The organism is Frankia sp. CeCAU1 (genome assembly GCF_977971845.1).
The window spans coordinates 23,991-48,333 of sequence record NZ_CDWWXA010000003.1 but is presented as its reverse complement, the minus strand read 5'-3'; the positions used below and the strand labels follow the sequence as shown (position 1 = coordinate 48,333).

The 24,343-nt window shown below is 71.3% G+C and carries 24 protein-coding genes and 1 riboswitch; of the genes, 19 read left to right on the top strand and 5 right to left on the bottom strand.

Features of this window, described 5'->3' with window-relative positions; genetic code table 11:
- Window positions 1-131 precede the first annotated feature (131 nt).
- The 3 genes from AC08OO_RS01225 to truA all read left to right on the top strand — a co-directional run bounded on the left by AC08OO_RS01225 (window position 132) and on the right by truA (window position 2,973).
- Window positions 132-1,181: a DNA-directed RNA polymerase subunit alpha gene (locus tag AC08OO_RS01225; RefSeq protein ID WP_011435063.1), complete on the top strand. Its 1,050-nt coding sequence runs from the start codon at window positions 132-134 to the stop codon at window positions 1,179-1,181.
- A 132-nt stretch (window positions 1,182-1,313) separates the two neighbouring features.
- Window positions 1,314-1,934, top strand: coding sequence for a 50S ribosomal protein L17 (rplQ, locus tag AC08OO_RS01220; protein ID WP_476608882.1), 621 nt, complete (start codon window positions 1,314-1,316; stop codon window positions 1,932-1,934).
- Between the two features lie 214 nt (window positions 1,935-2,148).
- A complete protein-coding gene (gene truA, locus AC08OO_RS01215; RefSeq protein ID WP_476605954.1) occupies window positions 2,149-2,973 on the top strand; it encodes a tRNA pseudouridine(38-40) synthase TruA in 825 nt (274 codons plus the stop codon).
- Between the two features lie 58 nt (window positions 2,974-3,031).
- On the opposite strand, the gene AC08OO_RS01210 is transcribed toward truA, so the two are convergent.
- A complete protein-coding gene (locus AC08OO_RS01210; RefSeq protein WP_476608883.1) occupies window positions 3,032-4,495 on the bottom strand; it encodes a hypothetical protein in 1,464 nt (487 codons plus the stop codon).
- Window positions 4,496-4,801: 306 nt separating this feature from the next.
- Between AC08OO_RS01210 and rplM the strand changes: the two genes are divergently transcribed.
- The 4 genes from rplM to glmS all read left to right on the top strand — a co-directional run bounded on the left by rplM (window position 4,802) and on the right by glmS (window position 9,233).
- Complete coding sequence (gene rplM / locus AC08OO_RS01205) at window positions 4,802-5,245, top strand: 50S ribosomal protein L13 (protein ID WP_476618156.1); 444 nt, start codon at window positions 4,802-4,804, stop codon at window positions 5,243-5,245.
- Between the two features lie 93 nt (window positions 5,246-5,338).
- Window positions 5,339-5,746, top strand: a complete 408-nt coding sequence (gene rpsI / locus AC08OO_RS01200) for a 30S ribosomal protein S9 (RefSeq protein WP_011435068.1) — start codon at window positions 5,339-5,341, stop codon at window positions 5,744-5,746.
- 109 nt (window positions 5,747-5,855) lie between these two features.
- Window positions 5,856-7,223 carry a phosphoglucosamine mutase gene (gene glmM / locus AC08OO_RS01195; RefSeq protein WP_476608885.1) on the top strand — a complete coding sequence of 456 codons (1,368 nt, stop codon included), beginning with the start codon at window positions 5,856-5,858 and terminating at the stop codon, window positions 7,221-7,223.
- A 105-nt stretch (window positions 7,224-7,328) separates the two neighbouring features.
- Window positions 7,329-9,233, top strand: coding sequence for a glutamine--fructose-6-phosphate transaminase (isomerizing) (gene glmS, locus AC08OO_RS01190; RefSeq protein ID WP_476608886.1), 1,905 nt, complete (start codon window positions 7,329-7,331; stop codon window positions 9,231-9,233).
- Between the two features lie 365 nt (window positions 9,234-9,598).
- On the opposite strand, the gene AC08OO_RS01185 is transcribed toward glmS, so the two are convergent.
- Window positions 9,599-10,162 (bottom strand): SWIM zinc finger family protein, encoded by a 564-nt coding sequence (locus AC08OO_RS01185; RefSeq protein ID WP_476605958.1) that lies wholly within the window; start codon window positions 10,160-10,162, stop codon window positions 9,599-9,601.
- 142 nt (window positions 10,163-10,304) lie between these two features.
- Between AC08OO_RS01185 and AC08OO_RS01180 the strand changes: the two genes are divergently transcribed.
- From AC08OO_RS01180 to alr, 4 genes are all read left to right on the top strand, one after another.
- A complete protein-coding gene (locus tag AC08OO_RS01180) occupies window positions 10,305-11,246 on the top strand; it encodes a PadR family transcriptional regulator (protein ID WP_476608887.1) in 942 nt (313 codons plus the stop codon).
- Window positions 11,247-11,375: 129 nt separating this feature from the next.
- The gene (locus tag AC08OO_RS01175) at window positions 11,376-11,732 is read left to right on the top strand and encodes a holo-ACP synthase (protein ID WP_011435073.1); all 357 of its coding nucleotides are present in this window, start codon (window positions 11,376-11,378) and stop codon (window positions 11,730-11,732) included.
- Window positions 11,733-11,813: 81 nt separating this feature from the next.
- Complete coding sequence (locus AC08OO_RS01170; protein WP_476608888.1) at window positions 11,814-13,418, top strand: NAD(P)H-hydrate dehydratase; 1,605 nt, start codon at window positions 11,814-11,816, stop codon at window positions 13,416-13,418.
- Between the two features lie 4 nt (window positions 13,419-13,422).
- Window positions 13,423-14,577 carry an alanine racemase gene (alr, locus tag AC08OO_RS01165; protein WP_476608889.1) on the top strand — a complete coding sequence of 385 codons (1,155 nt, stop codon included), beginning with the start codon at window positions 13,423-13,425 and terminating at the stop codon, window positions 14,575-14,577.
- A gap of 47 nt (window positions 14,578-14,624) precedes the next feature.
- On the opposite strand, the gene AC08OO_RS01160 is transcribed toward alr, so the two are convergent.
- Entirely contained in the window at window positions 14,625-14,948 is a 324-nt protein-coding gene (locus AC08OO_RS01160) for a hypothetical protein (RefSeq protein WP_476608890.1), read from the bottom strand.
- 287 nt (window positions 14,949-15,235) lie between these two features.
- A riboswitch (ZMP/ZTP riboswitch) is annotated at window positions 15,236-15,322 on the top strand.
- A gap of 27 nt (window positions 15,323-15,349) precedes the next feature.
- On the opposite strand from AC08OO_RS01160, the gene AC08OO_RS01155 reads away from it, so the two are divergent.
- From AC08OO_RS01155 to rimI, 5 genes are all read left to right on the top strand, one after another.
- Window positions 15,350-16,612 carry a serine hydroxymethyltransferase gene (locus tag AC08OO_RS01155; protein WP_476608899.1) on the top strand — a complete coding sequence of 421 codons (1,263 nt, stop codon included), beginning with the start codon at window positions 15,350-15,352 and terminating at the stop codon, window positions 16,610-16,612.
- Between the two features lie 161 nt (window positions 16,613-16,773).
- Window positions 16,774-17,982: an alpha/beta fold hydrolase gene (locus AC08OO_RS01150; protein ID WP_476608891.1), complete on the top strand. Its 1,209-nt coding sequence runs from the start codon at window positions 16,774-16,776 to the stop codon at window positions 17,980-17,982.
- Window positions 17,979-18,452, top strand: a complete 474-nt coding sequence (tsaE, locus tag AC08OO_RS01145; RefSeq protein WP_476605964.1) for a tRNA (adenosine(37)-N6)-threonylcarbamoyltransferase complex ATPase subunit type 1 TsaE — start codon at window positions 17,979-17,981, stop codon at window positions 18,450-18,452. Before AC08OO_RS01150 ends, tsaE begins: the two co-directional genes overlap by 4 nt.
- Window positions 18,453-18,564: 112 nt before the next feature.
- Window positions 18,565-19,329, top strand: a complete 765-nt coding sequence (gene tsaB, locus AC08OO_RS01140; RefSeq protein ID WP_476608892.1) for a tRNA (adenosine(37)-N6)-threonylcarbamoyltransferase complex dimerization subunit type 1 TsaB — start codon at window positions 18,565-18,567, stop codon at window positions 19,327-19,329.
- Window positions 19,326-19,913 (top strand): ribosomal protein S18-alanine N-acetyltransferase, encoded by a 588-nt coding sequence (gene rimI / locus AC08OO_RS01135; protein WP_476616427.1) that lies wholly within the window; start codon window positions 19,326-19,328, stop codon window positions 19,911-19,913. Before tsaB ends, rimI begins: the two co-directional genes overlap by 4 nt.
- A 141-nt stretch (window positions 19,914-20,054) precedes the next feature.
- Here rimI and AC08OO_RS01130 read toward each other — a convergent pair whose 3' ends face one another.
- The gene (locus AC08OO_RS01130; RefSeq protein ID WP_011435082.1) at window positions 20,055-20,690 is read right to left on the bottom strand and encodes an FMN-dependent NADH-azoreductase; all 636 of its coding nucleotides are present in this window, start codon (window positions 20,688-20,690) and stop codon (window positions 20,055-20,057) included.
- A 151-nt stretch (window positions 20,691-20,841) separates the two neighbouring features.
- On the opposite strand from AC08OO_RS01130, the gene AC08OO_RS01125 reads away from it, so the two are divergent.
- Window positions 20,842-21,441: a MarR family winged helix-turn-helix transcriptional regulator gene (locus AC08OO_RS01125; RefSeq protein ID WP_476605968.1), complete on the top strand. Its 600-nt coding sequence runs from the start codon at window positions 20,842-20,844 to the stop codon at window positions 21,439-21,441.
- Window positions 21,442-21,577: 136 nt separating this feature from the next.
- Here the strand turns inward: AC08OO_RS01125 and AC08OO_RS01120 are convergent, their stop codons facing one another.
- Window positions 21,578-21,880 (bottom strand): hypothetical protein, encoded by a 303-nt coding sequence (locus tag AC08OO_RS01120; protein ID WP_476605969.1) that lies wholly within the window; start codon window positions 21,878-21,880, stop codon window positions 21,578-21,580.
- A gap of 313 nt (window positions 21,881-22,193) precedes the next feature.
- On the opposite strand from AC08OO_RS01120, the gene groES reads away from it, so the two are divergent.
- Window positions 22,194-22,499 (top strand): co-chaperone GroES, encoded by a 306-nt coding sequence (gene groES, locus AC08OO_RS01115; protein ID WP_011435085.1) that lies wholly within the window; start codon window positions 22,194-22,196, stop codon window positions 22,497-22,499.
- Between the two features lie 124 nt (window positions 22,500-22,623).
- Window positions 22,624-24,264, top strand: a complete 1,641-nt coding sequence (gene groL / locus AC08OO_RS01110; protein WP_476608893.1) for a chaperonin GroEL — start codon at window positions 22,624-22,626, stop codon at window positions 24,262-24,264.
- Window positions 24,265-24,343 lie beyond the last annotated feature (79 nt).

Sequence of the window (24,343 nt, the reverse complement as noted above, 5' to 3'; positions counted from 1 at the left end):
TGTCCGGGCGGGCCTCCGCCCGGACACCACCCGTGGGTGGAACGGACCGATGTTCCGCCCACCGGCTCCCGTCAGGGGGCCCGCACCACACGGCGTCATATGGCGGTCGCCGTGGTCGGAAGGACGTTCTCATGCTGATCGCTCAGCGTCCCACCCTCATCGAAGACCCGATCTCCGAGTTCCGTTCACGCTTCGTGATCGAGCCGCTGGAGCCGGGCTTCGGCTACACCCTCGGTAACTCGTTGCGCCGGACCCTGCTGTCCTCCATCCCCGGTGCCTCGGTCACCAGCATCCGCATCGACGGTGTGCTGCACGAGTTCTCCACCGTGCCCGGCGTCAAGGAGGACGTGACCGACCTGATCCTGAACCTCAAGGAACTGGTCGTCAGCTCCGACAACGACGAGCCGACCGTGATGTACCTGCGCAAGCAGGGCCCCGGCGAGGTCACGGCGGCGGACATCGCCCCGCCGGCGGGCGTCGAGGTGCACAACCCCGAGTTGCGGCTCGCCACTCTGAACGACAAGGGCAAGCTCGAGATCGAGCTGACCGTCGAGCGGGGGCGCGGGTATGTCAGCGCGGCCCAGAACAAGCAGGCCGGCCAGGAGATCGGGCGGATCCCGATCGACTCGATCTACTCGCCGGTGCTGAAGGTGACCTACAAGGTCGAGGCGACCCGCGTCGAGCAGCGGACCGACTTCGACCGGCTCATCGTTGACGTCGAGACCAAGCCGTCGATCTCCCCGCGAGACGCGATGGCCAGCGCCGGCAAGACCCTGGTCGGCCTGTTCGGGCTGGCTCAGGAGCTCAACGCCGAGGCGGAGGGCGTCGACATCGGCCCGTCCGCCGCGGACGCGGCGCTGGCGGCCGACCTCGCGCTGCCCATCGAGGAGATGGACCTGACCGTCCGCTCCTACAACTGCCTCAAGCGCGAGGGCATCCACACGATCGGCGAGCTGGTCTCCCGTAGCGAGGCCGACCTGCTCGACATCCGTAACTTCGGGCAGAAGTCGATCGATGAGGTCAAGACGAAGCTGGGCGCGATGGGCCTGCAGCTCAAGGACTCCCCGCCCGGGTTCGACCCGCGCCAGGCCGTGGACACCTACGGCACCGACGCGTACAGCCCGTCGTTCTCCGACCCGTCCGACGACGGCGCGGAGTTCATCGAGACCGAGCAGTACTGATCTCCACGAGGGCCTCCGCTTCCGGCGGGGGCCCTCGGCGACCCTCCGGTGGCGAGAGCCGCGTCCTTCGGGCGGGCAGCCTGGCTAGGCCGGTGACCAGCAGGACAGTGAAAGGAACGAGGAGCACTCATCATGCCCACGCCAACCAAGGGCGCCCGGCTCGGCGGCAGCCCCGCACATGAGCGGCTGCTGCTGGCCAACCTCGCCACCGCGCTGTTCGAGCACGGCGGCATCACCACCACCGAGGCGAAGGCCAAGCGGCTGCGTCCGTACGCCGAGCGTTTGGTGACCTTCGCCAAGCGGGGGGACCTGCACGCCCGTCGGCGTGTCATGCGCCAGGTACGCGACAACTCGGTCGTGCACACCCTGTTCACCGAGATCGGTCCGCGCTACGCGAACCGGAACGGTGGCTACACCCGGATCGTCAAGATCGGCAACCGGAAGGGTGACAACGCCCCGCTGGCCCGGATCGAGCTGGTCGAGGCGCTGACCGTCGGCCAGCAGGCCGTCAGTGAGGCCGAGCGGGCGCGGAGCACCCGTTTCGAGGCTCGTCGCAAGCCCACCGGTGCCACCGCGGAGGCTGCGGAGGAGCTGGCCCAGGAGTCGCCAACCGCGGCTGCTGTGGCAGCCGAGGCCGCGGAGCCAGCGGAGACCCCCGCCGAAGGGGCCGCTGGCAAGCCGACGACCGCGCAGACGGACGACTCCGGCGCCGGGGACGACTCCGGCGCCGGGGAGCAGAACTCCGCAAACTGAGATCCGGGCCGAAGGCCGAAATCTTCGGCCGAATCTCGCGTCCTGGAGTAGATCCGCGCAGGCCCGCCGCCCATCATGGGCGGCGGGCTTTCGTTTTAGTGCCGCCGCACCGCCGCGTCGTCGCTTGCACGGGGGAGAGGCAGATGTCCGATCCGGGAGTTTCCGCGGGACGTCGTCCCGCGGGTCGCGAGGCGGCTGCCCGCCGGTGATGACGATGACCGACGGGCTGGTTCGGCTGCGGCTGAACCTCTCTTATGACGGGACGCCGTTCGCGGGATGGGCCCGCCAGCCCGGCCAACGCACCGTGCAGGGCGATGTGGAGGACGCCCTCATGCGGGTGGCGCGGTTGCCGGCGGTACGGCTCACCGTCGCCGGACGGACCGATTCGGGTGTCCATGCCGTCGGTCAGGTAGCGCACGTTGATCTCCCGGACGACGTGCCGCTCGGCGGCCTCGCGCGGCGGCTGAACGGTGTCCTGGACCGGGCCGTGCGGATCATCGGGCTCGCCCCGGCACCGCCCGGCTTCGACGCCAGATTCTCCGCGCTCTCCCGCCGCTACGTCTATCGGATCACCGACGCTCCGTATGGAGCCGAACCCCTGCGGCGCTTCGACACCCTGGCCTGGCCTCGTCCGCTCGACGTGCCCGCGATGGCGGCGGCGGCGCTGTTCCTGGTCGGCGAGCATGACTTCGCCGCGTTCTGCCGGCGCCGGGAAGGCGCGACGACCGTCCGTACGCTGCTGCGCCTCGATGTGCTCCGCCGGCCTGAGGGGGTCGTCGTGGCCGACGTCGAGGCCGACGCCTTCTGCCACTCCATGGTCCGGGCGCTGGTCGGCGCCCTGCTCGCCGTCGGGGAGGGCCGCAAGCCGCCCCAGTGGCCCGCGGCGGTGCTGCACCGAGGTGTCCGGGACCCCGCCGTCACCGTGGCGCCGGCGCACGGCCTGACGCTGGTGGACGTGCGTTACCCGCCCGATCCTGAGCTGGCCGCCCGGGCCGAGGTCACCCGGGCCGTCCGGATTCCCCCCACGCCGTCCGGTTGAGGGGGCCCCGGTCGCCGGTGAGTCAGTGGTCGCCGGTGAGTCAGTGGTCGCCGGTGAGTCAGTGGCGCGGACCGTGGCCGAGTACTGCTCGGTCTCCGATGGGCTCGGTCGCGAGCGTGCTCAGATCGGTCTGGGCGTTCCGCAGCGCGGGATCGATCCCCGCACCCTGGGTGCCGTCGGTGTAGGCGACCTGCGTGTAGATGAGGTAGTGCCCGCGGGTGATCGCGCCCCGCCACGAGTTGTTCCCACCCGGGCCGGTGATCCGCGCGTTCGGAATCGAGTTGGCCGGGACGGGGAGGGGCACAATGCCACCGCGTCCCTGGTTGAGGATGTCCGCGGTGGCGGTGGCGGTGGCGAGCTTGTCGAGGACGAAGACGGTGACGCCGGCCAACACCTGGCCTTCGCCGTCCCCCGGGGTGCTGAGGAACAGCGTCCGCACCACCTGCCGGCAGCGCCGGTCCTTGAGCTGCGTGACCAGATCACCAGTGAGATCCGGGCAGCTGTTGTCCAGTTTGCGGGCGAGCCGTCGGTAGTTCCGTCCTTCGGCCTCGACCTGCTCGTCGGAGAAGAACTCGTTGGCGGTCACCGGATCGGAGTCGAGGGTCGCGCTGTCGAGGAAGCCTGCCGGGATCGGTGGGAGCGTCTGCCGGGTGGTGGGCGTCTTGTTCCCGTTGTCTCCGCTGCGCCCGTTGTCCCCGCTGCGCACCGCCACGACCGCGACCGCCGTGATGAGGACGAGGACGGCCCCCGCGACGCCGGCCAGCAGCCGCCGAGCGCCGCGGACCCCACGGTCCCCGGCCTGGTCCTGAGTGCTCCGCCCCCACCTCGGCGGGTACGCGCCACGGGCGCTCGATGCGGCGGTGGCGGACGGTGCCGACCCGTTGACCGGATCGCCGTCGACCGAATGGAGGTCGACTGGATCGCCGTCGCCGAATCCGCCGTCAGCCGCGGGGGGTGGGTGGGATTCGCCGGTTTCACCGATGCGGGTGGGACCGCCGGTAACGGCATCCGTGTCAGGGAAGACACCTGGGCGCGGGGAGACACCCGGATAGGCCGGCGTGTCCGAGTCCCGTGGACGGGATGCCGGGCGCTCATAGCGGGTCGGACCGGACGGCGGCACGGATGCGGCGCCGGTCCCGGCTGGCCCCGTGCTCAAGTTCGTGGTGGTCGGGGACGGTGTTATGCCGGGCGGCGTGGTGTCGGGCGGCGTGATCCGCAGGGAGGTCGGCTTCGGCGAGAACGAGTACGTCCGGGACCCCCCGAACAGGGGATCGTCGGCCGGGGGAGTCCAGCCGTCGAGGTCGGGGTGCGGGCCACCCGGGCGGGGAATCGTCGCCGCTGTCGGGCCCGTGGTGCCTCCCCGGCCGGCCGACGCGCCGCCCTCCGACGCGTCGGCCGACCGGCGGCCCTCGGCCGGTGCGGGAGACGTCCGATCGTGGCCGGCGTCTCCGGACAGCGGGGTCGGCCCCTCGTGCCCGGGGGCCCCGGGCCCCTCGCGCCCGTCAGATCGCCCGCTGCCCATCTCCGTCATCCTGGTGAGAATAGCCAGGTTGTCGGCGGGATTCAGCTCGGTCAGGTGTCCATGGTCGGTGGCCGGACCGACTGCATGTCCGTACTCCCGGTACTCCCGGTGCTCTCCCGTACTCCCGATACTCTCCCGGTACTCCGGCCTTCCGTGCCCCCCCGGTGAACCGCTCCGATCGCCTGGTAACCTCAAAGACTGCTGCGCGTGACACGTCCCGTCTGCGCGCTCCACATTCTTGACGAGATCCGTGAGAGGCCCCCTGGGAGTCTCCTGGCGGGATCGTCCGAACGAGAAGGCAGACCTGTGCGCACGTACCAGCCCAAGCCCGCGGATGTCCAGCGTGTGTGGCACGTCATCGATGCCACCGACGTGGTGCTCGGTCGGCTGGCGACCCAGGCCGCCACGCTCCTGTGTGGAAAGCACAAGCCGTACTTCGCTCCGCATATCGACACCGGCGACTTCGTTGTCGTGATCAACGCCGGTAAGCTCGCCCTGAGCGGGAACAAGCGGGAGCAGGCCCAGTACCACCGGCACTCCGGCTTCCCGGGCGGTTTGCGCAGCACCTCCTACGGGGAGCTGCTCGACACCCGTCCGCAGATCATCGTCGAGAAGGCGATCAAGGGCATGCTGCCGAAGAACAAGCTCGGCCGAGCCCAGGGGACCAAGCTGAAGGTCTATGCGGGTCCGACTCACCCGCATCAGGCGCAGCAGCCCACCCCGTTCGAGATCATCCAGGTCGCGCAGTAGCCGCGGACCTCCTGAGCCGGTCGCCGGGCGGAGTCTTCCCGCCCGGCGGTATCGGCCCCGGGAACCACGCATCAACCGAGGAAGGAACGCGACGTGGCTGTCGTGACCGACGTACAGGGCAATCCCCGCGCCACCGGGCGGCGCAAGGAGGCGGTCGTCCGGGTGCGTCTGCTCCCGGGGACCGGGCAGTGGACGCTCAACGGGCGCACGCTTGAGCAGTATTTCCCGAACAAGGTGCACCAGCAGCTCGTCAACGAGCCGCTCAAGGCACTGGATCGGATGGAGTCGTACGACATCGTCGCCCGGCTGCACGGCGGCGGCGTCTCCGGGCAGGCCGGTGCGCTGCGGCTCGCCCTCGCCCGCGCGTTGACGCTGGCGGAGGAGGAGTCCCGGCCTACCCTGAAGAAGGCCGGCTTCCTGACCCGTGACGCTCGGGTCAAGGAGCGTAAGAAGTACGGGCTCAAGAAGGCCCGCAAGGCTCCGCAGTACAGCAAGCGCTGACCTTGGATCCCCTTCGCGGGCGTGCCCCCGGAGGCGTGCTCCCGGAGGGGATCGGTGCCACCGGTGCCCCCCTCGGTCTCCGCCACGATCTTCGACGAGGGAGACCTCAATGGTGAGGCTCTTTGGCACCGACGGCGTCCGAGGTGTCGCCAACATCGATCTGACCGCGGAGCAGGCGTTGTCGCTGGCTTCCGCGGCGGTCGAGGTCCTCGCTGGGCCGAACCGGACCAGCGGGCCCTCCGGCGGCGGTAAGCCGGTAGTGGTCGTCGGCCGGGACACGCGGCCCTCCGGGGAGTTCCTGGAGGCTGCGGTGGTCGCCGGGCTCGCGGCCTCCGGTGCCGACGTGGCCCGGATCGGGGTGGCACCCACGCCCGCGGTGGCTCACGCCGTCGCGGCCAGCGGCGCGATGTTCGGCGTCATGCTCTCCGCCAGCCATAACCCGATGCCGGACAACGGCATCAAGCTGTTCGCCGCCGGCGGCCTCAAACTGCCCGACGAGGTCGAGGATGCCATCGAGCGGCGGATGGCCCTACCTCCCAGCCGCCGTCCCGTCGGCGCCGACGTCGGTCGGGTCCGCGACGAACCGGTTCTCCTCGACCGGTATGCGGCGCATCTGCTGGCCACGCTGCCGGTGCCGCTCGACGGCCTGCGGGTCGTCGTCGACTGTGCCCAGGGCGCCGCCTCCACCTTGGCCCCTCGGGTGCTGCGGGCGGCCGGAGCCGACGTCGTCGCGCTGCACGCCGACGGCGACGGGACAGCGATCAACGACGGCAGCGGTGCCACCCATCTCGACAGCCTGCGTGCCGCGGTCGTGGCGCACGGCGCCGACGTCGGCATCGCCCATGACGGCGACGCGGACCGTTGCCTCGCCGTGGACGCGACCGGTGAGGTCGTCGACGGCGACCAGATCCTGGCGATGTGTGCTCTGGCGCTGGCCGAGCGGGGTGAGCTGGTTGACGACACGGTGGTGGTCACCGTGATGTCGAATCTGGGCTTTCACCACGCGATGCGGGAGGCCGGTATCACCGTCGTCACTACACCCGTCGGGGATCGGTACGTGCTGGAGACGATGCGCGCCGGAGGCTACGTGCTCGGCGGTGAGCAGAGCGGGCACGTGGTGTTCCTGGACCACGCGACGACCGGCGATGGGTTGTTGACGGCGTTGCGGATCCTGGGCCGGGTCGCCGAGACCGGACAACCGCTCGGCGAGCTCACCAAGGCGATGACCCGGCTGCCCCAGGTGTTGGTGAACGTGCGTGGCGTCGACCGGACGCAGGTGGACACCAATGAGGAACTGCTGCGGGCCGTCGCCCTGGCCAAGGCGGAACTCGGTGACGAGGGTCGGGTGCTGCTGCGGCCGTCCGGCACCGAACCCCTCGTGCGGGTGATGGTCGAGGCGGGCACCGACGCCGCCGCGCGGGCGGTCGCACAGCGACTCGCCGCCGTCGTGCGCACCGCGTTGCCGCCGGCGCGCTGACTGGTCCCGTCGCTGACCGGTCCCGCCGCGGCCACAAGCGGACACCTTGCCCCGAGCGTCCCCCGGTACGCTCTCACCTCCGGGAACCTGCGTACGCTGAGCCGCATGTGCGGGATCATCGGTTACGTCGGCGACCAGGCGGCCCTGGATGTCGCGTTGAACGGTCTGCGGCGGTTGGAGTACCGCGGTTACGACTCGTCGGGTGTCGCCGTGGTCGGCGCCGGGGCACTGCGGACGGCGCGTCGTGCCGGCAAGCTGTCCAACCTCGAGAAGCTGCTCGCCGAGAATCCGGATTCCAGGCCGATGCCCGGCACCACCGGCATGGGGCATACCCGGTGGGCCACGCATGGTGGACCGACCGACGCGAATGCCCATCCGCACACCGACTGCACCGGCGCCATCGCGGTCATCCACAACGGGATCATCGAGAACTTCGCCGCGTTGCGGGTCGAGCTGGAGACGGTCGGCCACGAGCTCGCCAGTGAGACCGACACGGAGGTCGTCGCCCATCTCCTCGAAGTCGAGCTTGCTGGCACCGGTGCTGGTGCTGGTGCCGGTGCCGACCGCGGGTACGACGGGGGCGCGCATCCGCTGACCGCCGCGCTGCGACGGGTCTGCCGGCGGCTGGAAGGCGCGTTCACCCTGGTCGTGCTGCATCGCGACTTCCCGGAGGTGGTTGTCGGGGCCCGGCGCAACAGCCCGCTGGTCGTGGGGCTCGGTCAGGGGGAGACCTTCCTCGCCAGCGACGTCTCGGCCTTCATCGCCCACACCCGGGAGGCGCTGGAGATCGGGCAGGATCAGGTGGTCGAGGCCCGCCGGGACGGCGTGACGGTGACTGACTTCGGCGGCCAGATCATCGAGGGTCGGCGGTACCACGTCGACTGGGATGCCAGCGCCGCCGAGAAGGGCGGCTACCCGTACTTCATGCTCAAGGAGATCAGCGAGCAGCCGACCGCCCTGGCAGACACGCTGCGCGGTCGGCTTTCCGCCGACGGTGCGATCGTGCTCGACGAGGAGCGGCTGTCTGGCCAGGATTTCCGGGACGTGGACAAGGTCTTCATCGTCGCCTGCGGCACCGCCTACCACGCCGGCCTCATCGCGAAGTACGCGATCGAGCACTGGACCAGGCTGCCCTGCGAGGTCGAGATGGCCTCGGAGTTTCGCTACCGCGACCCGGTGCTCGACCGGTCCACCCTCGTCATCGCGATCAGCCAGAGCGGCGAGACGCTGGACACGCTGATGGCGGTCAAACACGCGCGCGAGCAGAAGGCGCGGGTGCTGGCCATCTGCAACACCAACGGTTCTACGATCCCTCGGGAGTCCGATGCGGTGCTGTACACCCGCTGCGGCCCGGAGGTGGGGGTCGCGTCCACCAAGACCTTCCTCGGGCAGGTCGCCGCGTGCCTTCTCGTCGGCCTGTTCTTGGCTCAGGTGCGCGGCGTGCTCTACGGCGACGAGGTCGCCGCGTACGTCGAGCGGCTCCAGCGCATGCCCGAGCTGATCGAACGGACGCTGGGAACGGTCGAGCCGGTGCGGGAGCTTGCCCGCGCCCTGGCCGACGCGAAGGCGGTGCTATTCCTCGGTCGTCATGTGGGGTACCCGGTGGCCCTGGAAGGGGCCCTCAAGCTCAAGGAACTCGCCTACATGCACGCCGAGGGGTTCCCGGCGGGGGAGCTCAAGCACGGGCCGATCGCGCTCATCGAGCCCGGCCTGCCGGTGTTCGTCGTTGTGCCGTCCCCGCGGGGTCGTGCCAACCTGCACGGAAAGATCGTTTCCAACATCCAGGAGGTCCGGGCGCGTGGCGCCCGCACGATCGTGATCGCGGAAGAGAGCGACACCGCCGTCGAACCGTTCGCCGATCATCTCATCCGCGTACCCGCGACCGCGTCGCTGTTCGCGCCCCTGGTCACGACGCTACCGCTGCAGGTCTTCGCGTGCGAGCTGGCGCTTGCGCGCGGCCTCGATGTCGATCAGCCGCGTAACCTGGCGAAGTCGGTCACAGTCGAGTAAGCCCTTCCCCACACGGCGCCTTCGGCGCAGTGTGGGGCCCCTGGCGTCGGGCGCCGTTCGGGGTTTCCGTCAGCTCGCCTTCGGCGAGCTTCCTGGGGTAGCCGACGGTGCCTTCGGCGCAGTGTGGGGCCCCTGGCGTCGGGCGCCGTTCGGGGTTTCCGTCAGCTCGCCTTCGGCGAGCTTCCTGGGGTAGCCGACGGTGCCTTCGGCGCAGTGTGGGGCCCCTGGCGTCGGGCGCCGTTCGGGGTTTCCGTCAGCTCGCCTTCGGCGAGCTTCCTGGGGTAGCCGACGGTGCCTTCGGCGCAGTGTGGGGCCCCTGGCGTCGGGCTGCGGGGGCTCGGGCCTGCGGGTCAGGGGCCTGCCGGTCAGGTGGACGGCGTCGCTCCGTGCTGACGGCCGTGCCAGGCGACCGTCGCCTCCCACAGCGCATCGGCGACGGCGTCGTTGTCGTCGGCGGCGTCGAGCAGGGTCTCGACGAGTTCGGCGCGAGGGGCGCGGCTGAGGAAGACGCGCATCGCGGCGTGGACCGGGTCGTCGGTGAAGAGGGTCTCCTCGCCGAGGATCGTGCCGTCCTCCCCCTCATCGTCCTCCTCGGCGAGCCCCGCCGAGCCGGTGGCCACGAGGGCGACCGCGACCGCGTGCCGGCAGAACGAGCCGGTGGATCCCTCGGTGCAGGTACAGCCTGTCCGCGGCCCGTCGTCGGCAGCCTCCAGGCGGACCTCGTACGAACCGTCGTCGTCCACCGTGCCGGATGCGTTGGTGGGGCGGATACGGAGTTGTTCGACTCGACCGAGAAGGGCCAGATTCACCCCTTCCATGAAGACGGCGGTGCCGGCGTGCTGTGCGCAGGCGCGTTCCTCGAAGGCTGCCTCGAGCGGGGTGACGGCGTCTCCGCCGTGCCCGTTCTCCCCGGACCCCGAAATGATCACTGCTCAATCCTACGGAATTCGCGCGGTTCGGGGATGCCCAGGCGAGCAGGTCTTGTCGTCGATTGCATCGCGATATATCGTGATCCTACGTGATGGGGTGTGGGCGGATGGCTTCGGTCACGCCGATCCGAAGGGGATGATCATGGTTTCACAGATGATGCCGGGTCCATGGGGCCACTGGGGATGCGAGGCCGGGTTCGGCCCGTCCCGGCTGCGGGACTTCTTCGAGGCGATGAGCGCTTGGGGGCGGTGTGGTGGCCGGTCGGAGGCGGTGGCCGGCGAGCAGGACCACCCCGAGAGCGGTCGGGCCGGTCGCGTCGGCCATGGCGGCCACGGTGGGCATCGTGAGCACGGTGGGCATCGTGAGCACGGTGGGCACGCGGGAGGCGGGCCGAGAGGCCGCCGGGGCGGACCGGGCTGGCCGTTCGGCGGCTTTCCCGGCCCGGGGTTCGGTCCGGGCTTCGGTGGCCCCGGCTTCGGCGGTCCCGGCAGCTTCGGCGGCCGTGGGCCGAAGGTGGGGCGGGGCGACGTCCGGGAGGCGCTGCTCGCGCTGCTGGCCGAGGAGCCCATGCACGGCTACCAGATGATCCGCGAGCTTGCGGAGCGCAGTGGTGGCGTCTGGCGGCCGAGCCCGGGGTCGGTCTACCCGGTCCTGTCGCTGCTGGCCGACGAGGGTCTCGTGCGCGCGGAGGAGGCGGAGGGCAAGCGGGTCTTCCATCTCACCGACGCCGGGCGGGCGCACGTCGAGGCACGCGCAGGGGAGCGCAAGCCGTGGGAGACTGCTGCGGCGGCGGTCGATGACGATCTCACCAGTTTGCGAACGCTGGCGTTCGCCGTCGGTGCGGCCATCGTCCAGGTGGCCCAGGCCGGAGACGAAGCGCAGATCGCCGCGGCGCGGTCCCTGCTCGCCGAGACCCGCCGTGGTCTCTACCGGATCCTCGCCGGGGACGATGTCGAGCCCCCGATGAGACCGGGGGGTGCCGCCACGGGCACCGGCGCGGACAAGGGCCGCACCGCTCCCGATGGCGACAGCAAGGACGACGGCAACGGCGGATCGGCCCCAGGGCGGGCTGCGCCCCGCTGATCGACGAAGCGTTGATCGGCGGGGCGCGGGCGCCCTCGGCGAGGTGGGCGTGAACCGGCTGGCGGGGACCTCACCGGCCGCCCCGGTGCCGACGGCGGCGCAACACCGCGTTTGTGGGAACCTTTCCGGGTGGCGGTGGTGGGCGTCGGAGTGGACGTGGTGGATGTCGACCGGTTCGCCGCGACGCTGGCGCGCACGCCGGGCATCGCGATGAGGCTGTTCACCGCGACCGAACGCGGCCTCGCCCGGCCTGAGCGGTTGGCTGCCCGGTTTGCGGCGAAGGAGGCGGTCGCCAAGGTTCTCGGCGCACCCCCCGGTCTCGAGTGGCACGACACCGAGGTTGTTCTCGGTACCGGGGGGCGACCGTCGTTACGGATCATCGGCACGGTGGCCGCCGCGGCGGCCCGGCTCGGCATCGCGTCCTGGCACCTCTCGCTCACCCACGACGGCGGCGTGGCCGTGGCGATGGTCGTCGCCGAGACCTGAGCACGGTCGGGTCCGGTGGGTCCGGTGGGTCCGTGCCGGCCTGTCGGGCGCCTGCGGATCGGAGCGGGGCAGCATGTCGGCATGCGCAATGCCCATACGGTCGAACAGGTTCGAGGTGCCGAGGCGCCGCTGCTCGCCTCGCTGCCCCCCGGCGCTCTGATGCAGCGGGCGGTGCACGGGCTCGTCGCGCACGCCGCACGACGCCTGGGGCGGGTCTACGGTGCCCGCGTCGTCGTGCTCGCCGGCGGTGGCGACAACGGTGGTGACGCCCTCTGGGCCGGAGCGCGGCTGGCCGCCCGAGGGGCGCGGATTGATGCGGTGGCACCCGGCCGCACCCACCCGGAAGGCACCGCAGCCCTGCTCGCGGCCGGTGGCCGACTGCACCATCCGGGTCCGGTGGTGGGCGCGGGCGGTCCGGCGGGTGCGGGGCAGCCGATCGACGATGAGCGGCTGCGTATCCTGTTCGCCGCCGCCGATCTGGTGCTGGACGGGTTGCTCGGCATCGGGGGCCGGGGCGGGCTGCGCGAACCGTACGCCCGGCTCGCCGTTCTGGCACCCCCCGAACGGACGGTGGCGGTCGACGTCCCCAGCGGGGTGGACGCGGACACCGGGGCCGTCGCGGGGCCGGCGGTCCGGGCGAGCAGTACCGTCACCTTCGGTACCCGCAAACGCGGCCTGTGGCTCATGCCCGGTGCCGCCTACACCGGTCCCGTCGAGCTGGTCGACATCGGACTGGACCTGCCTGAACCCGACCTGTGCGCTCTCGACGACGCCGACGTCGCCGCGGCATTGCCCGTTCCCAGCCCGACGGCGTCCAAGTACAGTCGCGGGGTCCTCGGCCTCGTCGCCGGCAGCGACGCCTATCCGGGCGCCGCGGTGCTCGCGGTCGGCGGCGCGCTGCGTGGTGGCGCCGGCTACCTGCGGGTAGTGACCGCGGGGCACGCCGAGAAGGTCGCGGGCGAGGCCGTCGGCGCGGTCGTGAGCAGGGCCGGCGATTTCGTGCGGATGGCGCATCCCGAGGCCGTCGTGACCGTCATCGAGGCCGGTGACGCCGACACGATGCTGGCCGCCGGCCGGGTCCAGGCCTGGGCGATCGGCCCGGGCCTGGCGCCGGGACCCGCGGTCCGTACCCTGCTGACGGCGTTGCTGGCGACGGACCTTCCGGTCCTGGTCGACGCGGGGGGCCTCGACCCGCTTGCCGAGATCATCGCGGCGCGGCCCGCCGTCGCCGAGCGGGCGGCGCCGGTGCTGATCACACCGCATGAGGGCGAGTTCCAGCGGTTCGTCTCGGTCGCCCTTGGCCGGGACACGCAGGCCACCGCAGCCGAACTCGCCGACGATCGGCTCGCCGTTCTCCGGCGGGCCGCGGCGGTGACGGGAGCGGTGATCCTGCTCAAGGGCGCCCGCACGCTCGTCGTGCGGCCGGATGGATCGGCGCTGGTCAACACGACCGGATCGGCATGGCTGGGGACCGCCGGGACCGGTGACGTGCTGACCGGCCTGATTGGCTCGCTGCTCGCCGCCGGGCTCGCCCCCGCGACGGCCGGGGCGGTCGGCGCCTATCTGCACGGCCGGGCCGCCGAGCGGGCCCCGGTGCCGCTGGCAGCGAATGATCTGCCCGCCCTCCTGCCCCAGGTCATCGGCGACCTGCTCGACCGGCGACGGATGCCACGCGGAGTAGCGTGACGGCGTGACCGAACAGCGAGCCGATCCTCCTGCCGGGAATGATCTTCGTTCCTGTGCCGTCATCGATCTCGACGCGGTCCGCACGTCGGTGGCCGCCCTCGTCGCCCGGGCAGGCGACGCCGCCACCATGGCGGTCGTCAAGGCTGACGGCTACGGCCACGGCATGATCCCGTGCGCACGGGCGGCCCTGGAGGGCGGGGCCACCTGGCTCGGCACGGCGTTCCTCGAGGAGGCGCTCGCCCTGCGCGCGGCCGGGTTCACCGTCCCGGTGCTGTCCTGGCTCGCGGCGCCCGGTGAATCGTTCGCCGCCGCCATCGCCGCGGATGTCGACCTGTCCGCGTCCGCGGGCTGGGCGCTCGAGGAGGCCGCCGCCGCGGCCCGGCGGACCGGCCGTACCGCCCGGGTGCACCTCAAGGCGGACACGGGCCTCGGCCGGGCGGGAGCCACGGAGGCCGACTGGCCGGCGCTGTGCGACGCCGCGGCGGCGCTCGAGGCCGAGGGCGTGATCGAGGTGATCGGTGTGTGGAGCCACTTCGCGTTCGCCGATGCCCCCGGGCATCCCACGGTGCAGGGTCAGATCGGGCGTTTCCGGGATGCGATCGACATCGCCACGAAGGCGGGGCTGCACCCGTCCGTGCGGCATCTGGCGAACTCGGCGGCTACCCTGGTCAGCCCGGATGCGCATTTTGACCTGGTCCGACCGGGAGTGTCCGTTTACGGACTGTCCCCGGGTCCGGAGGTCGGGCCGCCGGCGGCCTTCGGCCTGCGCCCCGCGATGACGCTGACGACGCACGCCGCGTTGACCAAGCGGGTACCGGCGGGAACCGGCGTCTCCTACGCGCACCGGTACACGACAACACGCGAGACGACGCTCGCCGTGGTGCCGCTGGGCTACGCCGACGGCATCCCCAGGTCCGCGACGAACACCGCGGAGGTGCTGTTCGGCGGGCGGCGCCGACGCATCGCCGGCACGGTCTGCATGGATCAGTTCGTCCTCGACGTGGGTGACGACCAGGTGGCGGCCGGCGACGAGGTGCTGCTCTTCGGCCCCGGTGACCGCGGCGAACCGACCGCGGACGACTGGGCTGCGGCGCTGGGCACCATCAACTACGAGATCGTCAGCCGGGTCGGGGCTCGGGTCCCCCGTCGCTACGTCTGACGGCCCGCCGGGCGGCGCCGGACGAGTCGAAGATGCGGGATGCGGGCTCAGCCGCACCCGCCGGGGCCGCAGGCACCGCCGGAACCGTGACCGCCGGTGGGCGACACGTGGCCGCCGAGCGAGCCGCGCTCCATCCGCCGGCGCACGGGACGGGGGACGGCGGCCTCGCGCTCGGCCTCCTCGAGGCGGGAGCGGGTGGTCAGTGTCAGCATCACCGGCCCGGCCGGCACCGGAGCCGGAGCCGCGGCGCCGGGGCCCCCGGCCGGCTCGGTGTCGTCCGGCACCCCCAGTGCGGCGGCGCGCTCCGGGCCCGTCAGACGACGGCCGGCGCTCGCCGGGATGTCCTTGCTCCTGTGCCACCTCAGCCGCACGATCTCCGCCTCCGGTCCACACTCGCTGATCGATCTGATCCCACTGGATCCGCCCGCTCCCGGCTTCTCGACCCAGCCGATCCAGCCGATCCAGCCGATCCAGCCGGGGCGGCACTTCCACGGTAGTCGGCCCGCTCCCACCCGGTCCGGTGGACGTCGGTGCTGTGGCCTGCGCCCGGCTTGTCGTCTTCACGACGTTTGTCGTCTTCGCGACGCCCGGTGCCGTCGCGACGCGTCGCACCGGCGTGGATCCGGTGCCGTGGGGCGGGGCTCATCCCCTAGACTCGGCCCGGAGTCGTGACTGGCGCATCGAGGTGGAACTGACCACCGGGGAGCGATCGAGCGGAACGGTGCCGCGCGCCTGGGCACCCCCGGCCGGATCAGACCTGCCGGAGGTCAAGGTGCATCAACCACCGATTCCCCACCTCGCCGTCGCCGATCCCGAACTCGCTGGTCTCGTCGAGGCCGAAGCCACGCGCCAGTTCTCGTCGGTCAGGCTGATCCCGTCGGAGAACTACGTCTCTACCGCGGTGCTGGAGGCGTCCGGCTCCGTGCTGACCAACAAGTACTCCGAGGGCTACGTCGGTCGGCGTTACTACGAGGGCCAGCAGGTCATCGATCCGATCGAGACGCTTGCGGTCGACCGTGCCAAGGCGCTGTTCGGGGTCGAGCACGCCAACGTCCAGCCGTACTCGGGTTCCCCGGCGAACCTCGCCGTCTATCTGGCCTTCGCCGAGCCGGGGGACACCGTGATGGGCCTGTCGCTGCCGATGGGCGGCCATCTGACCCACGGCTGGAGTGTCTCCGCGACCGGCACGTGGTTCCGCAGTGTCCGGTACGGCGTGCGCGCCGACACCGGCCGCATCGACCTGGACGAGGTGCGCGACCTCGCCCTGGCCGAGCGTCCCAGGATTATTTTCTGCGGCGGTACGGCGATCCCTCGGACGATCGACTTCCCGGGGTTCGCCGCGATCGCGCGGGAGGTCGGGGCGGTGCTCGTCGCGGACATCGCGCACATCGCCGGGCTGATCGCGGGTGGGGCACACCCCTCGCCGGTGGGGCACGCCCCGGTGATCTCCACCACCACGCACAAGACGTTGCGCGGCCCGCGCGGGGCGATGCTCCTCTCCGACGCCGAGCATGCCACCGCGATCGACAAGGCGGTGTTCCCGGGCCTGCAGGGCGGGCCGCACAACCACACCACCGCGGCGATCGCCGTCGCACTGCGCGAGGCGGCGGCACCCGCGTTCCGCGACTACGCGCACGCGGTCGTGGCGAACGCCCGCGCGCTGGCCGAGGCCCTGGTGGAGCGGGGCTTCGATCTGGTCACCGGCGGTACCGACAACCATCTGATCCTGATCGACCTGACCGGCAGGGACATCGGTGGCAAGCCCGCGGCCCGGGCGCTCGACCAGGCCGGGATCGAGCTGAACTACAACGCGGTGCCCTTCGACCAGCGCAGGCCCTTCGACCCGTCCGGTATCCGGCTGGGAACCGCCGCCATCACCACCCGCGGTCTGGGGGTCGGTCACATGCCGGTGCTCGCCGGCTGGATCGACGATGTCGTCAAGGCCGCCGTGGTCGGCGACACCGTGACCATTACCCGGGTCCGGGAGCAGGTCACCGAGCTGACCGCAGCCTTCCCGATGCCGGGCTTCGCCTGAGCACGGGATCCGCGCACAGGCCCGGTGAGCTTCCCCGGCCGCGCATCCGACGCCCCCCAGGTCCCGGCCGACGCCCCCCCACGTCCCGGCCGGGGGCCCGTCGGCCGGCGTGGCCGGGTGCATCATCGGTGCAGAAGAGGCACCGAGGAGAGGTGGCGCCGATGGCGAAGACCGTGGGTGCGATCGCGGGTTCCCGCACGGCTCGGGCCACGGGATCGCTCGGGGTGGTTGGTGCCGCCGCCGCCGTTGCGGCGGGCCTGGTCGCCGAGCGGCGGATGATCCGCCGTCGGCGTGAGACGGCCGATCTCGCGTCCGACGCGCGGATGGGGCCGATCGGGGGCTGGGTCACCACCGTGATCGCGGGGGACGGTGTTCCGCTGTATATCGAGGAGACCGGCCCGTCGGACGCCCCGGTGACGCTGGTGTTCGTCCACGGGTTCTGCGTCACGGCCGATTCCTGGATCCTGCAGCAGCGGGCGCTGACGGACCTCGGCCGGATGGTCTTCTACGATCAGCGGGCGCATGGGCGTTCCGGGCCGTCCGAGGCCAAGAACTGCACCATCGACGCACTCGCCGACGACCTCTTCCGGGTGATCACCGAGCGGGTCCCCCGGGGGCCGATTATCCTGGTGGGCCATTCGATGGGCGGCATGACGGTGCTGGGCCTGGCCGACACCCACCCGGAACTGTTCGATGACCGCATCGTCGGGGTGGCCCTGCTCGCCACCAGCGCCGGTGAGCTGGCCCGGCTGACCTTCGGGCTGCCGGCGTCGGTGACCGGGGTGGTCCGCCGCGTTCTGCCGGGTTTCGCGGTCGGTATGCGGCACGCGCCGAGCCTGCTCGAACGTGCCCGGCGGCGGGGCAGCGACCTGTCGTGGGAGCTGACGCGGCGCATCGGGTTCGGATCGACGGAACTGCCGCCGTCGGTGGTCTCCTTCCTGGAGACCATGGTCGCGGACACCCCGATCCCGGTCATTGCGGCGTTCCTGCCCACCCTGCTCGACCACGATCGGCTCGCGGCGGCCGAGCGACTGGCGGAGATCCCGACCGTGCTCATCGTCGGGGACGCTGACCTGATGACCCCGCTCGCCCACAGCCGTACCCTGGCGGAGGCGTTGCCCCGGGCGGAGCTCATCGTCGAGGAGGGCGCCGGGCACGCCATCATGTTGGAACGCCCGGACGTGGTGAACGCCGCCATCCGGGAGATTGCACGGCAGGCGACGGCGCCACGTGCCATGCCGCGCCCGCGGTCGGGGTCGGCACAGACAGGTCGGTCGGCGCCGGCACAGACAGGTCGGTCGGCACGGTCCGAGGCATTCTCCGTCTCCCCACGCGGGCCCCGGAACGAGGCGACGACGGAAGGCGCATGAACACGGTCGAGGTGTCCACGGCGGAGCGCATGCGGGAGTTCGGGGCCTGGTTGGCTACCCTGCTGCGACCCGGGGACCTGCTCGTGCTCTCCGGCCCGCTCGGCGCGGGCAAGACGGTTCTGGCCCAGGGGATCGCGGCCGGGCTGGGCGTGCGGGAAACGGTCACCTCGCCGACGTTCGTGCTTGCCCGGATCTACCCGGACGGGCGGATTCCCCTCGTGCACGTGGACGCCTACCGGCTCGGTGGAGTCGCCGAGATCGACGATCTCGACCTCGACGCCGACGTCGACACCTCGGTCACCGTGGTCGAGTGGGGTGCCGGTCTCGCGGAACGTCTCACGCCGGATCATCTGGAGATCGTGATCTCCCGGCCACGTGCCGACGAGGTCGGGGAGACTCGGATAGTCCGCCTCGTCCCGTCCGGGGCCAGCTGGATCGAACGGCTGCGCGCACGTGCGCCGGTGAGTTGAGACTCCCCGCATCGACCAGCCGCGCGCGGCGTGACATCGGTGGCCCCATGGTGGTGGGGTGGGTGCCCGCCGTGGTCGGCGAGGCGATCCGTAGTCTGGACGAGTGCTGGTGATGGCTCTTGACACATCCACGGCAGCGTGCTCGGTTGCGCTCGCCGAGCTGACGTCGTCCGACCCCGCGCGGCCGGTGAGTGGGACGGGTGGTGAGCGCGCCGCGCCCGGGGTGCACGTGTGGCCGCGAGCGGTCATGGTCACCGTCGACGCCCGTCGCCACGGGGAGCTGCTGGCGCCGTCGATGCGCGCGGTGCTCGCCGAGGGGGGTGCCCGCCCTACCGATCTCGACGCCGTGGTCGTGGGCGCCGGTCCCGGGCCGTTCACCAGTTTGCGGGTCGGGATGGTGACCGCCGCCGCCTTCGCCGACGCACTAGGCGTGCCGGTGCACGGGGTGTGCTCGCTGGATGCCATCGGTGCCGCCACCGGCGGCTCCGTCGCCGTCGTGACGGATGCCCGTCGGCGCGAGGTCTTCTGGGCCTGTTACCGCGACGGGGTGCGGGTCGGCGATCCGGCCGTTGGCCGTCCGGCCGACGTCGTCCGGTTCCTGCGCGGTCTCGGTGTCGACCGCGTCGTCGGCCCGGGAACGGTGCTCTACCCGGAGATCTTCGCCGAACTCGCCGGTACCACGGCCGGTGCCACCGCCGGGGAGGTGGCCGCGCCCGGCGCAGGTCAGCCGGACGACGGCTATCCCCGGCCAGAGCTGCTCGTCGGTCTCGCCGGGGCCGACGTGCTGGCCGGGCGTGCTCCCCAGCCCCTCGTCCCGCTCTACCTGCGGCGGCCGGACGCGACCGAACCGCACACACCGAAGCCGGTCACGGTTTGACGCAGCCGCGACCACACCCCGCCGGTCCGGATGGGCCGGATCTGCTCCTGGTTCCGATGCGCTGGTGGCACGTGGCGATGGTCGCCGAGCTGGAGCAGACGGTATTCGACATCGATCCGTGGACGGCCGAGCTGTTCTGGTCCGAACTCGCGCAGGGCGAGCAGCGGCGGTACCTGACGGCGCTGTGGCGTCCACAGGGCGTCCCGACGCACGACACGTCCGCGATCGTCGGTTATGCGGGGCTGGCGCTCGCCGAGGACGGCGCCTACATCCAGACGATCGGCGTCGTGCCCCGGATGCGCGGGCGGGGGGTGGGCGCCCGTCTGATGATCGCCCTGCTGCGCGACGCCCGGCGGGCGGGTGCCCGCAACTGTGGGCTGGAGGTCCGCACCGACAACCAGGCGGCCCGTGCCCTCTACAGCCGGCTTGGCTTTGTCGACATTGGGCTGCGCCGCGGTTACTACCAGCCTTCCGGTGGAGATGCCTACGTGATGCGGGTCCGGAAGATCGACACCGTTGGTTACGCGGAGCTGCTCGACCGCGCCGAGGCGACGTTGCTCATCACCTCTCGGGTCGAGCCCTGACACCCGCCTGACCCCACCGCCACCAGGCGGTACAGCCCGGCCAGCCGTCCTCTCCTCGTATCCCGCCGGCGTCCCGGGTATCCCGCCGGCGTCCCGGCCTGTCTACGGACGGCCGGGCGCGCGACGGGTGGGGCGGACGGCTCAGACGGAGGCGCGTAGCCGAGCCGCGGCCGCCGCCTCCGCCTTGGAGCGCTGGAACAGGTCGATGAACTCGGCCAGCGCCGGATTCACCGGGGCGAGCGTCATCTCGACGCGGATGAACTCGATGTCCGTGGCGCCGAGTGCCGCCAGGATGTGTGCCACGTAGGGCTGCTGGTGATCCCAGCCCTCCTTGGGTGTGCCTGGCCCGTAGGACCCGCCCTGGGCGGTGACCACCGTCACCTTCTTGCCGGTGAGGGCGCTGTCGTCCGGAGCCTGCCGCACCGTGCGTCCCATGACGATGATCTGGTCGATCCACGCCTTGAACGTCGACGGCACCGCGTAGTTGTACATCGGTACCGACAGCAGGTACTCGTCTGCCGCCTCCACCTCGGCGATCAGCTCCTCTCCTTTCTTGACCGCCTCGGCCTGCTCCGCCGAGAGCTGCTCGGGCGGGGTGAACCTCGCCGACACGGTCGCCCAGTCCAGGTGCGGAGGAGGGGTGACAGACAGATCACGATAGGTGATGATCCCGTCTGGGTGTGCCTCGCGCCAGGCCTCGGCGAAGATGGTGGCGATCGATCGGGACGTCGAGCTCTCGGTGGCGAGGCTCGAGTCGACGTGCAGCAGGTGCGGCATCGGGGGAACCCTCCATCATTATTCGATCATCAATATGATCGATCTTCTTTGACGAGAAGATCGGATTTATGGAACATCTTAACAGTAGATTGTCTAATTAAGCACTTATATCGCGGTAGATTATTCCTCTGTGGGCCTGTACCTTGTTAGGGTGAGCGACGCGGCGGTGGCCGCCGGGCTTCCCCCGGGGCCGGAGAGCCTCCCCGACGGCCCGGGGAAGGACCTCGGCTGGCTATTGGGGCAGGTGCGGTACGGCTATGCGGCCGCTTCGGCCGCCGCCGTCGGCCGGGTGCCCGGCGGGCTGCGTGGGCTGCACGTTCTCGGTGCCGCGGTCGAGGGTGAGGCGCGCAACCAGATCGAGGTGGCCCGTCGGTTCGGTATCGACCGGACGGTGATGGTCCGCCTGGTCGATGATCTGGAGCGGGCCGGCCTGGTTGAGCGGCACCCCGATCCCGCGGACCGGCGGGCCCGGATCATCATCGCGACCGAGCACGGGGTCCAGTTGTACCGGGCCAGCCAGGAGGATCGGCTTCTCGTCGATCAGCACGTGCTCTCCCCGCTGACTCCGGCGGAACGGGTGACCTTCATCGATCTGTTGCGGCGTGTCGCTGCCCACATGCTTGCTGTGGACCCCACGCACGGAGCGGCCGCCTGCGACGCCGCCAGGCGGGAGATCGACGCGCGGGACATTGGGATGGCGTGCGCACCGGACGGGACGTGCCCCGGTCAGTCGGCCCCGTCCGACGGGTAGTCCTGTTCCGCTTGGCGGTCCCTTTCCGATGGGTGGTTCGGCCTCTGGGTGGTCCGGCCCTGGCCGGGTGCCGGACCCGGCCCGGACGCGGCAGCGCCGGACACGGCCCGGACGCGGCAGTGCCGGGCCCGGCCGATCAGTGCGGCGGGTGTACCTGCTCGAACTGCCAGGTATGCGGATCGCCGTTCGCCAGCTCGGCCGGTGGCTTCGGCAGCGGACAGCGGGTGTCCCCGGTGGTCTGTGCGGACATGCCCGCATCGGGCGGCGTCCGCAGCATGATGACGACGAGATCCTCGCCCCGTTGGCTGCTGACGTAGACCTCGCCGTCCCGCCCCGCGAGCGCATCGATCGCCCAGTCCCGCAGGCCGCTCGCCCGGCCGGGCGCCGCCTTGGCCTCCCACATCCAGATCATGTCCTCATGGTGCCCCCATGTCCTCATGGTGCCCCCATGTCCTCATGGTGCTTCCCATATCCCAGGGTGCTCATGTGCTCATGGGGCCTCCTGGCGCCGGGCGCCGACCGGCGGGAACGGGCCGTCGCGAAGGAGAGCCGGGCCTTGGCCAGGCCCGCTCGGGACGACCCGAATTCCCGCCGTCTTGACAGATCCGACCGTCTTGGTTGACGTCTGCGGCGCGGGTGCTAAGTTGGCACTCGGCACGTGAGAGTGCCAGCGACAACAGGCGCCTGTTCACCCGCGACGGCAGGCCGCCAGGGTCGCTCTCTCATCCAGCGCAGGAAGGGGGAGGTCGATCGTGACGACCGCCACCAAGGTTGCTATCAAGCCGCTCGAGGACCGCATCGTCGTGCAGCCCTCCGATGCGGAGCAGACCACCGCGTCCGGGATCGTGATTCCGGACACGGCGAAGGAGAAGCCCCAGGAGGGCATCGTTCTCGCGGTCGGCCCGGGTCGGTTCGAGGACGGCAAGCGCGTCCCGCTCGACGTCAAGGTCGGCGACGTGGTGCTTTACAGCAAGTACGGCGGCACCGAGGTCAAGTACTCGGGCGAGGAGTACCTCGTGCTCTCCGCTCGCGACGTCCTCGCGATCATCGAGAAGTAGGTCGCTCGCCGGTAGCACCAAGGGGCGCGTCCCGCTGGCGGCCGCCCGGTTTCCGCCGGGCTCGCCGGCGGGGCGCGCTCCTGCTGTTTTTCACCGGTGTTCGGTGTCGGGAGGACAACCAGGTATGCCGAAGATTCTGACGTTCAACGAGGACGCCCGCCGCGCGCTCGAGCACGGGGTGAACGCCCTGGCCAACGCGGTCAAGGTGACGATCGGCCCGCGTGGTCGCAACGTCGTCATCGACAAGCACTACGGCGCCGCGACGATCACCAATGACGGGGTGACGATCGCGCGCGAGATCGAGCTGGAGGACCCCTACGAGAACCTGGGCGCCCAGCTCGCGAAGGAAGTCGCCACCAAGACCAACGACGTGGCTGGCGACGGCACCACGACGGCGACCGTGCTAGCCCAGGAGATGGTGCGCTTCGGTCTCAAGCAGGTGACCGCGGGGGCCGCCCCACTGACGCTGAAGCTGGGCATCGAGGCCGCCGTCGAGGCCGTCTCCGCGGCCCTGCTGAAGCAGGCCATCGAGGTCAACTCGAAGGAGACCATCGCCCAGGTCGCCGCCATCTCCGCTCAGGACACGCAGGTCGGGGAACTGATCGCCGAGGCGATCGACAAGATCGGCAAGGACGGCGTCATCACGGTCGAGGAGAGCCAGACCCTCGGGCTGGACCTTGAACTGACCGAGGGCATGCAGTTCGACAAGGGCTACATCTCGCCGTACTTCGTCACGGACGCCGAGGCCCAGGAGGCCGTGCTCGAGGACGCCTACGTCCTGCTCTACCCGGGCAGGATCTCGGCGCTGAACGAGATCCTGCCCGTGCTGGAGCAGGTCGTCCAGGAGCGCAAGCCGCTACTGATCATCGCCGAGGAGGTCGAGGGCGAGGCCCTGTCCACCCTGGTGGTGAACTCGATCCGCAAGACCTTCCAGGTCGTCGCGGTCAAGGCTCCCGGGTTCGGGGACCGCCGCAAGGCACTGCTGCAGGACATCGCCGTGCTCACCGGCGGCCAGGTGGTGGCCTCGGAGGTCGGTCTCTCCCTCGACGCGGTGACGTTGGCCGACCTGGGCCGGGCCCGGCGGGTCGTGGTGGACAAGGACAACACCACCATCGTTGACGGGGTTGGCGAGGCCTCCTCGATCGCCGATCGGGTGCGTCAGCTCAAGCAGGAGATCGAGGTCAGCGACTCCGACTGGGACCGCGAGAAGCTGCAGGAGCGGTTGGCCAAGCTCTCCGGTGGGGTCGCGGTCATCCGCGTCGGCGCCGCCACCGAGGTGGAGCTCAAGGAGAAGAAGCACCGCCTCGAAGACGCCGTGTCGGCTACCCGCGCGGCCATCGAGGAGGGCATCATCGCCGGCGGCGGTTCCGCGCTCACCCACGTGGCGTCCGTGCTCGATGACGGGCTCGGTCGCACCGGGGACGAGCTCGCCGGGGTGCGGATCGTGCGCCGCGCGCTCGACGCCCCGCTGTCGTGGATCGCGCGCAACGCTGGCCTGGAGGGCGCGGTCATCGTCTCCAAGGTCAAGGAGCTCGAGCCGGGTCGTGGGTACAACGCGGCCACCGGCGAGTACACCGATCTGATCGCGGCCGGCGTCATCGACCCGGTCAAGGTCACCCGGTCGGCGGTGGCGAACGCCGCCTCGATCGCGGCTCTGCTCATCACCACCGAGGGCCTGGTCGTCGAGAAGCCGGCGGAGCCCGCTCCCCAGGACGGCCACGGCCACGGCCACGGGCACAGCCACCCGCAGGGTCCGGGTTTCTGACCGGATTGGCGTCGTGGGGCCCCGCCGGGTGCGGCCCGGTCCCCGGGCCCCGGTACGTCCGGAGCCCGGTCGGTCCTCG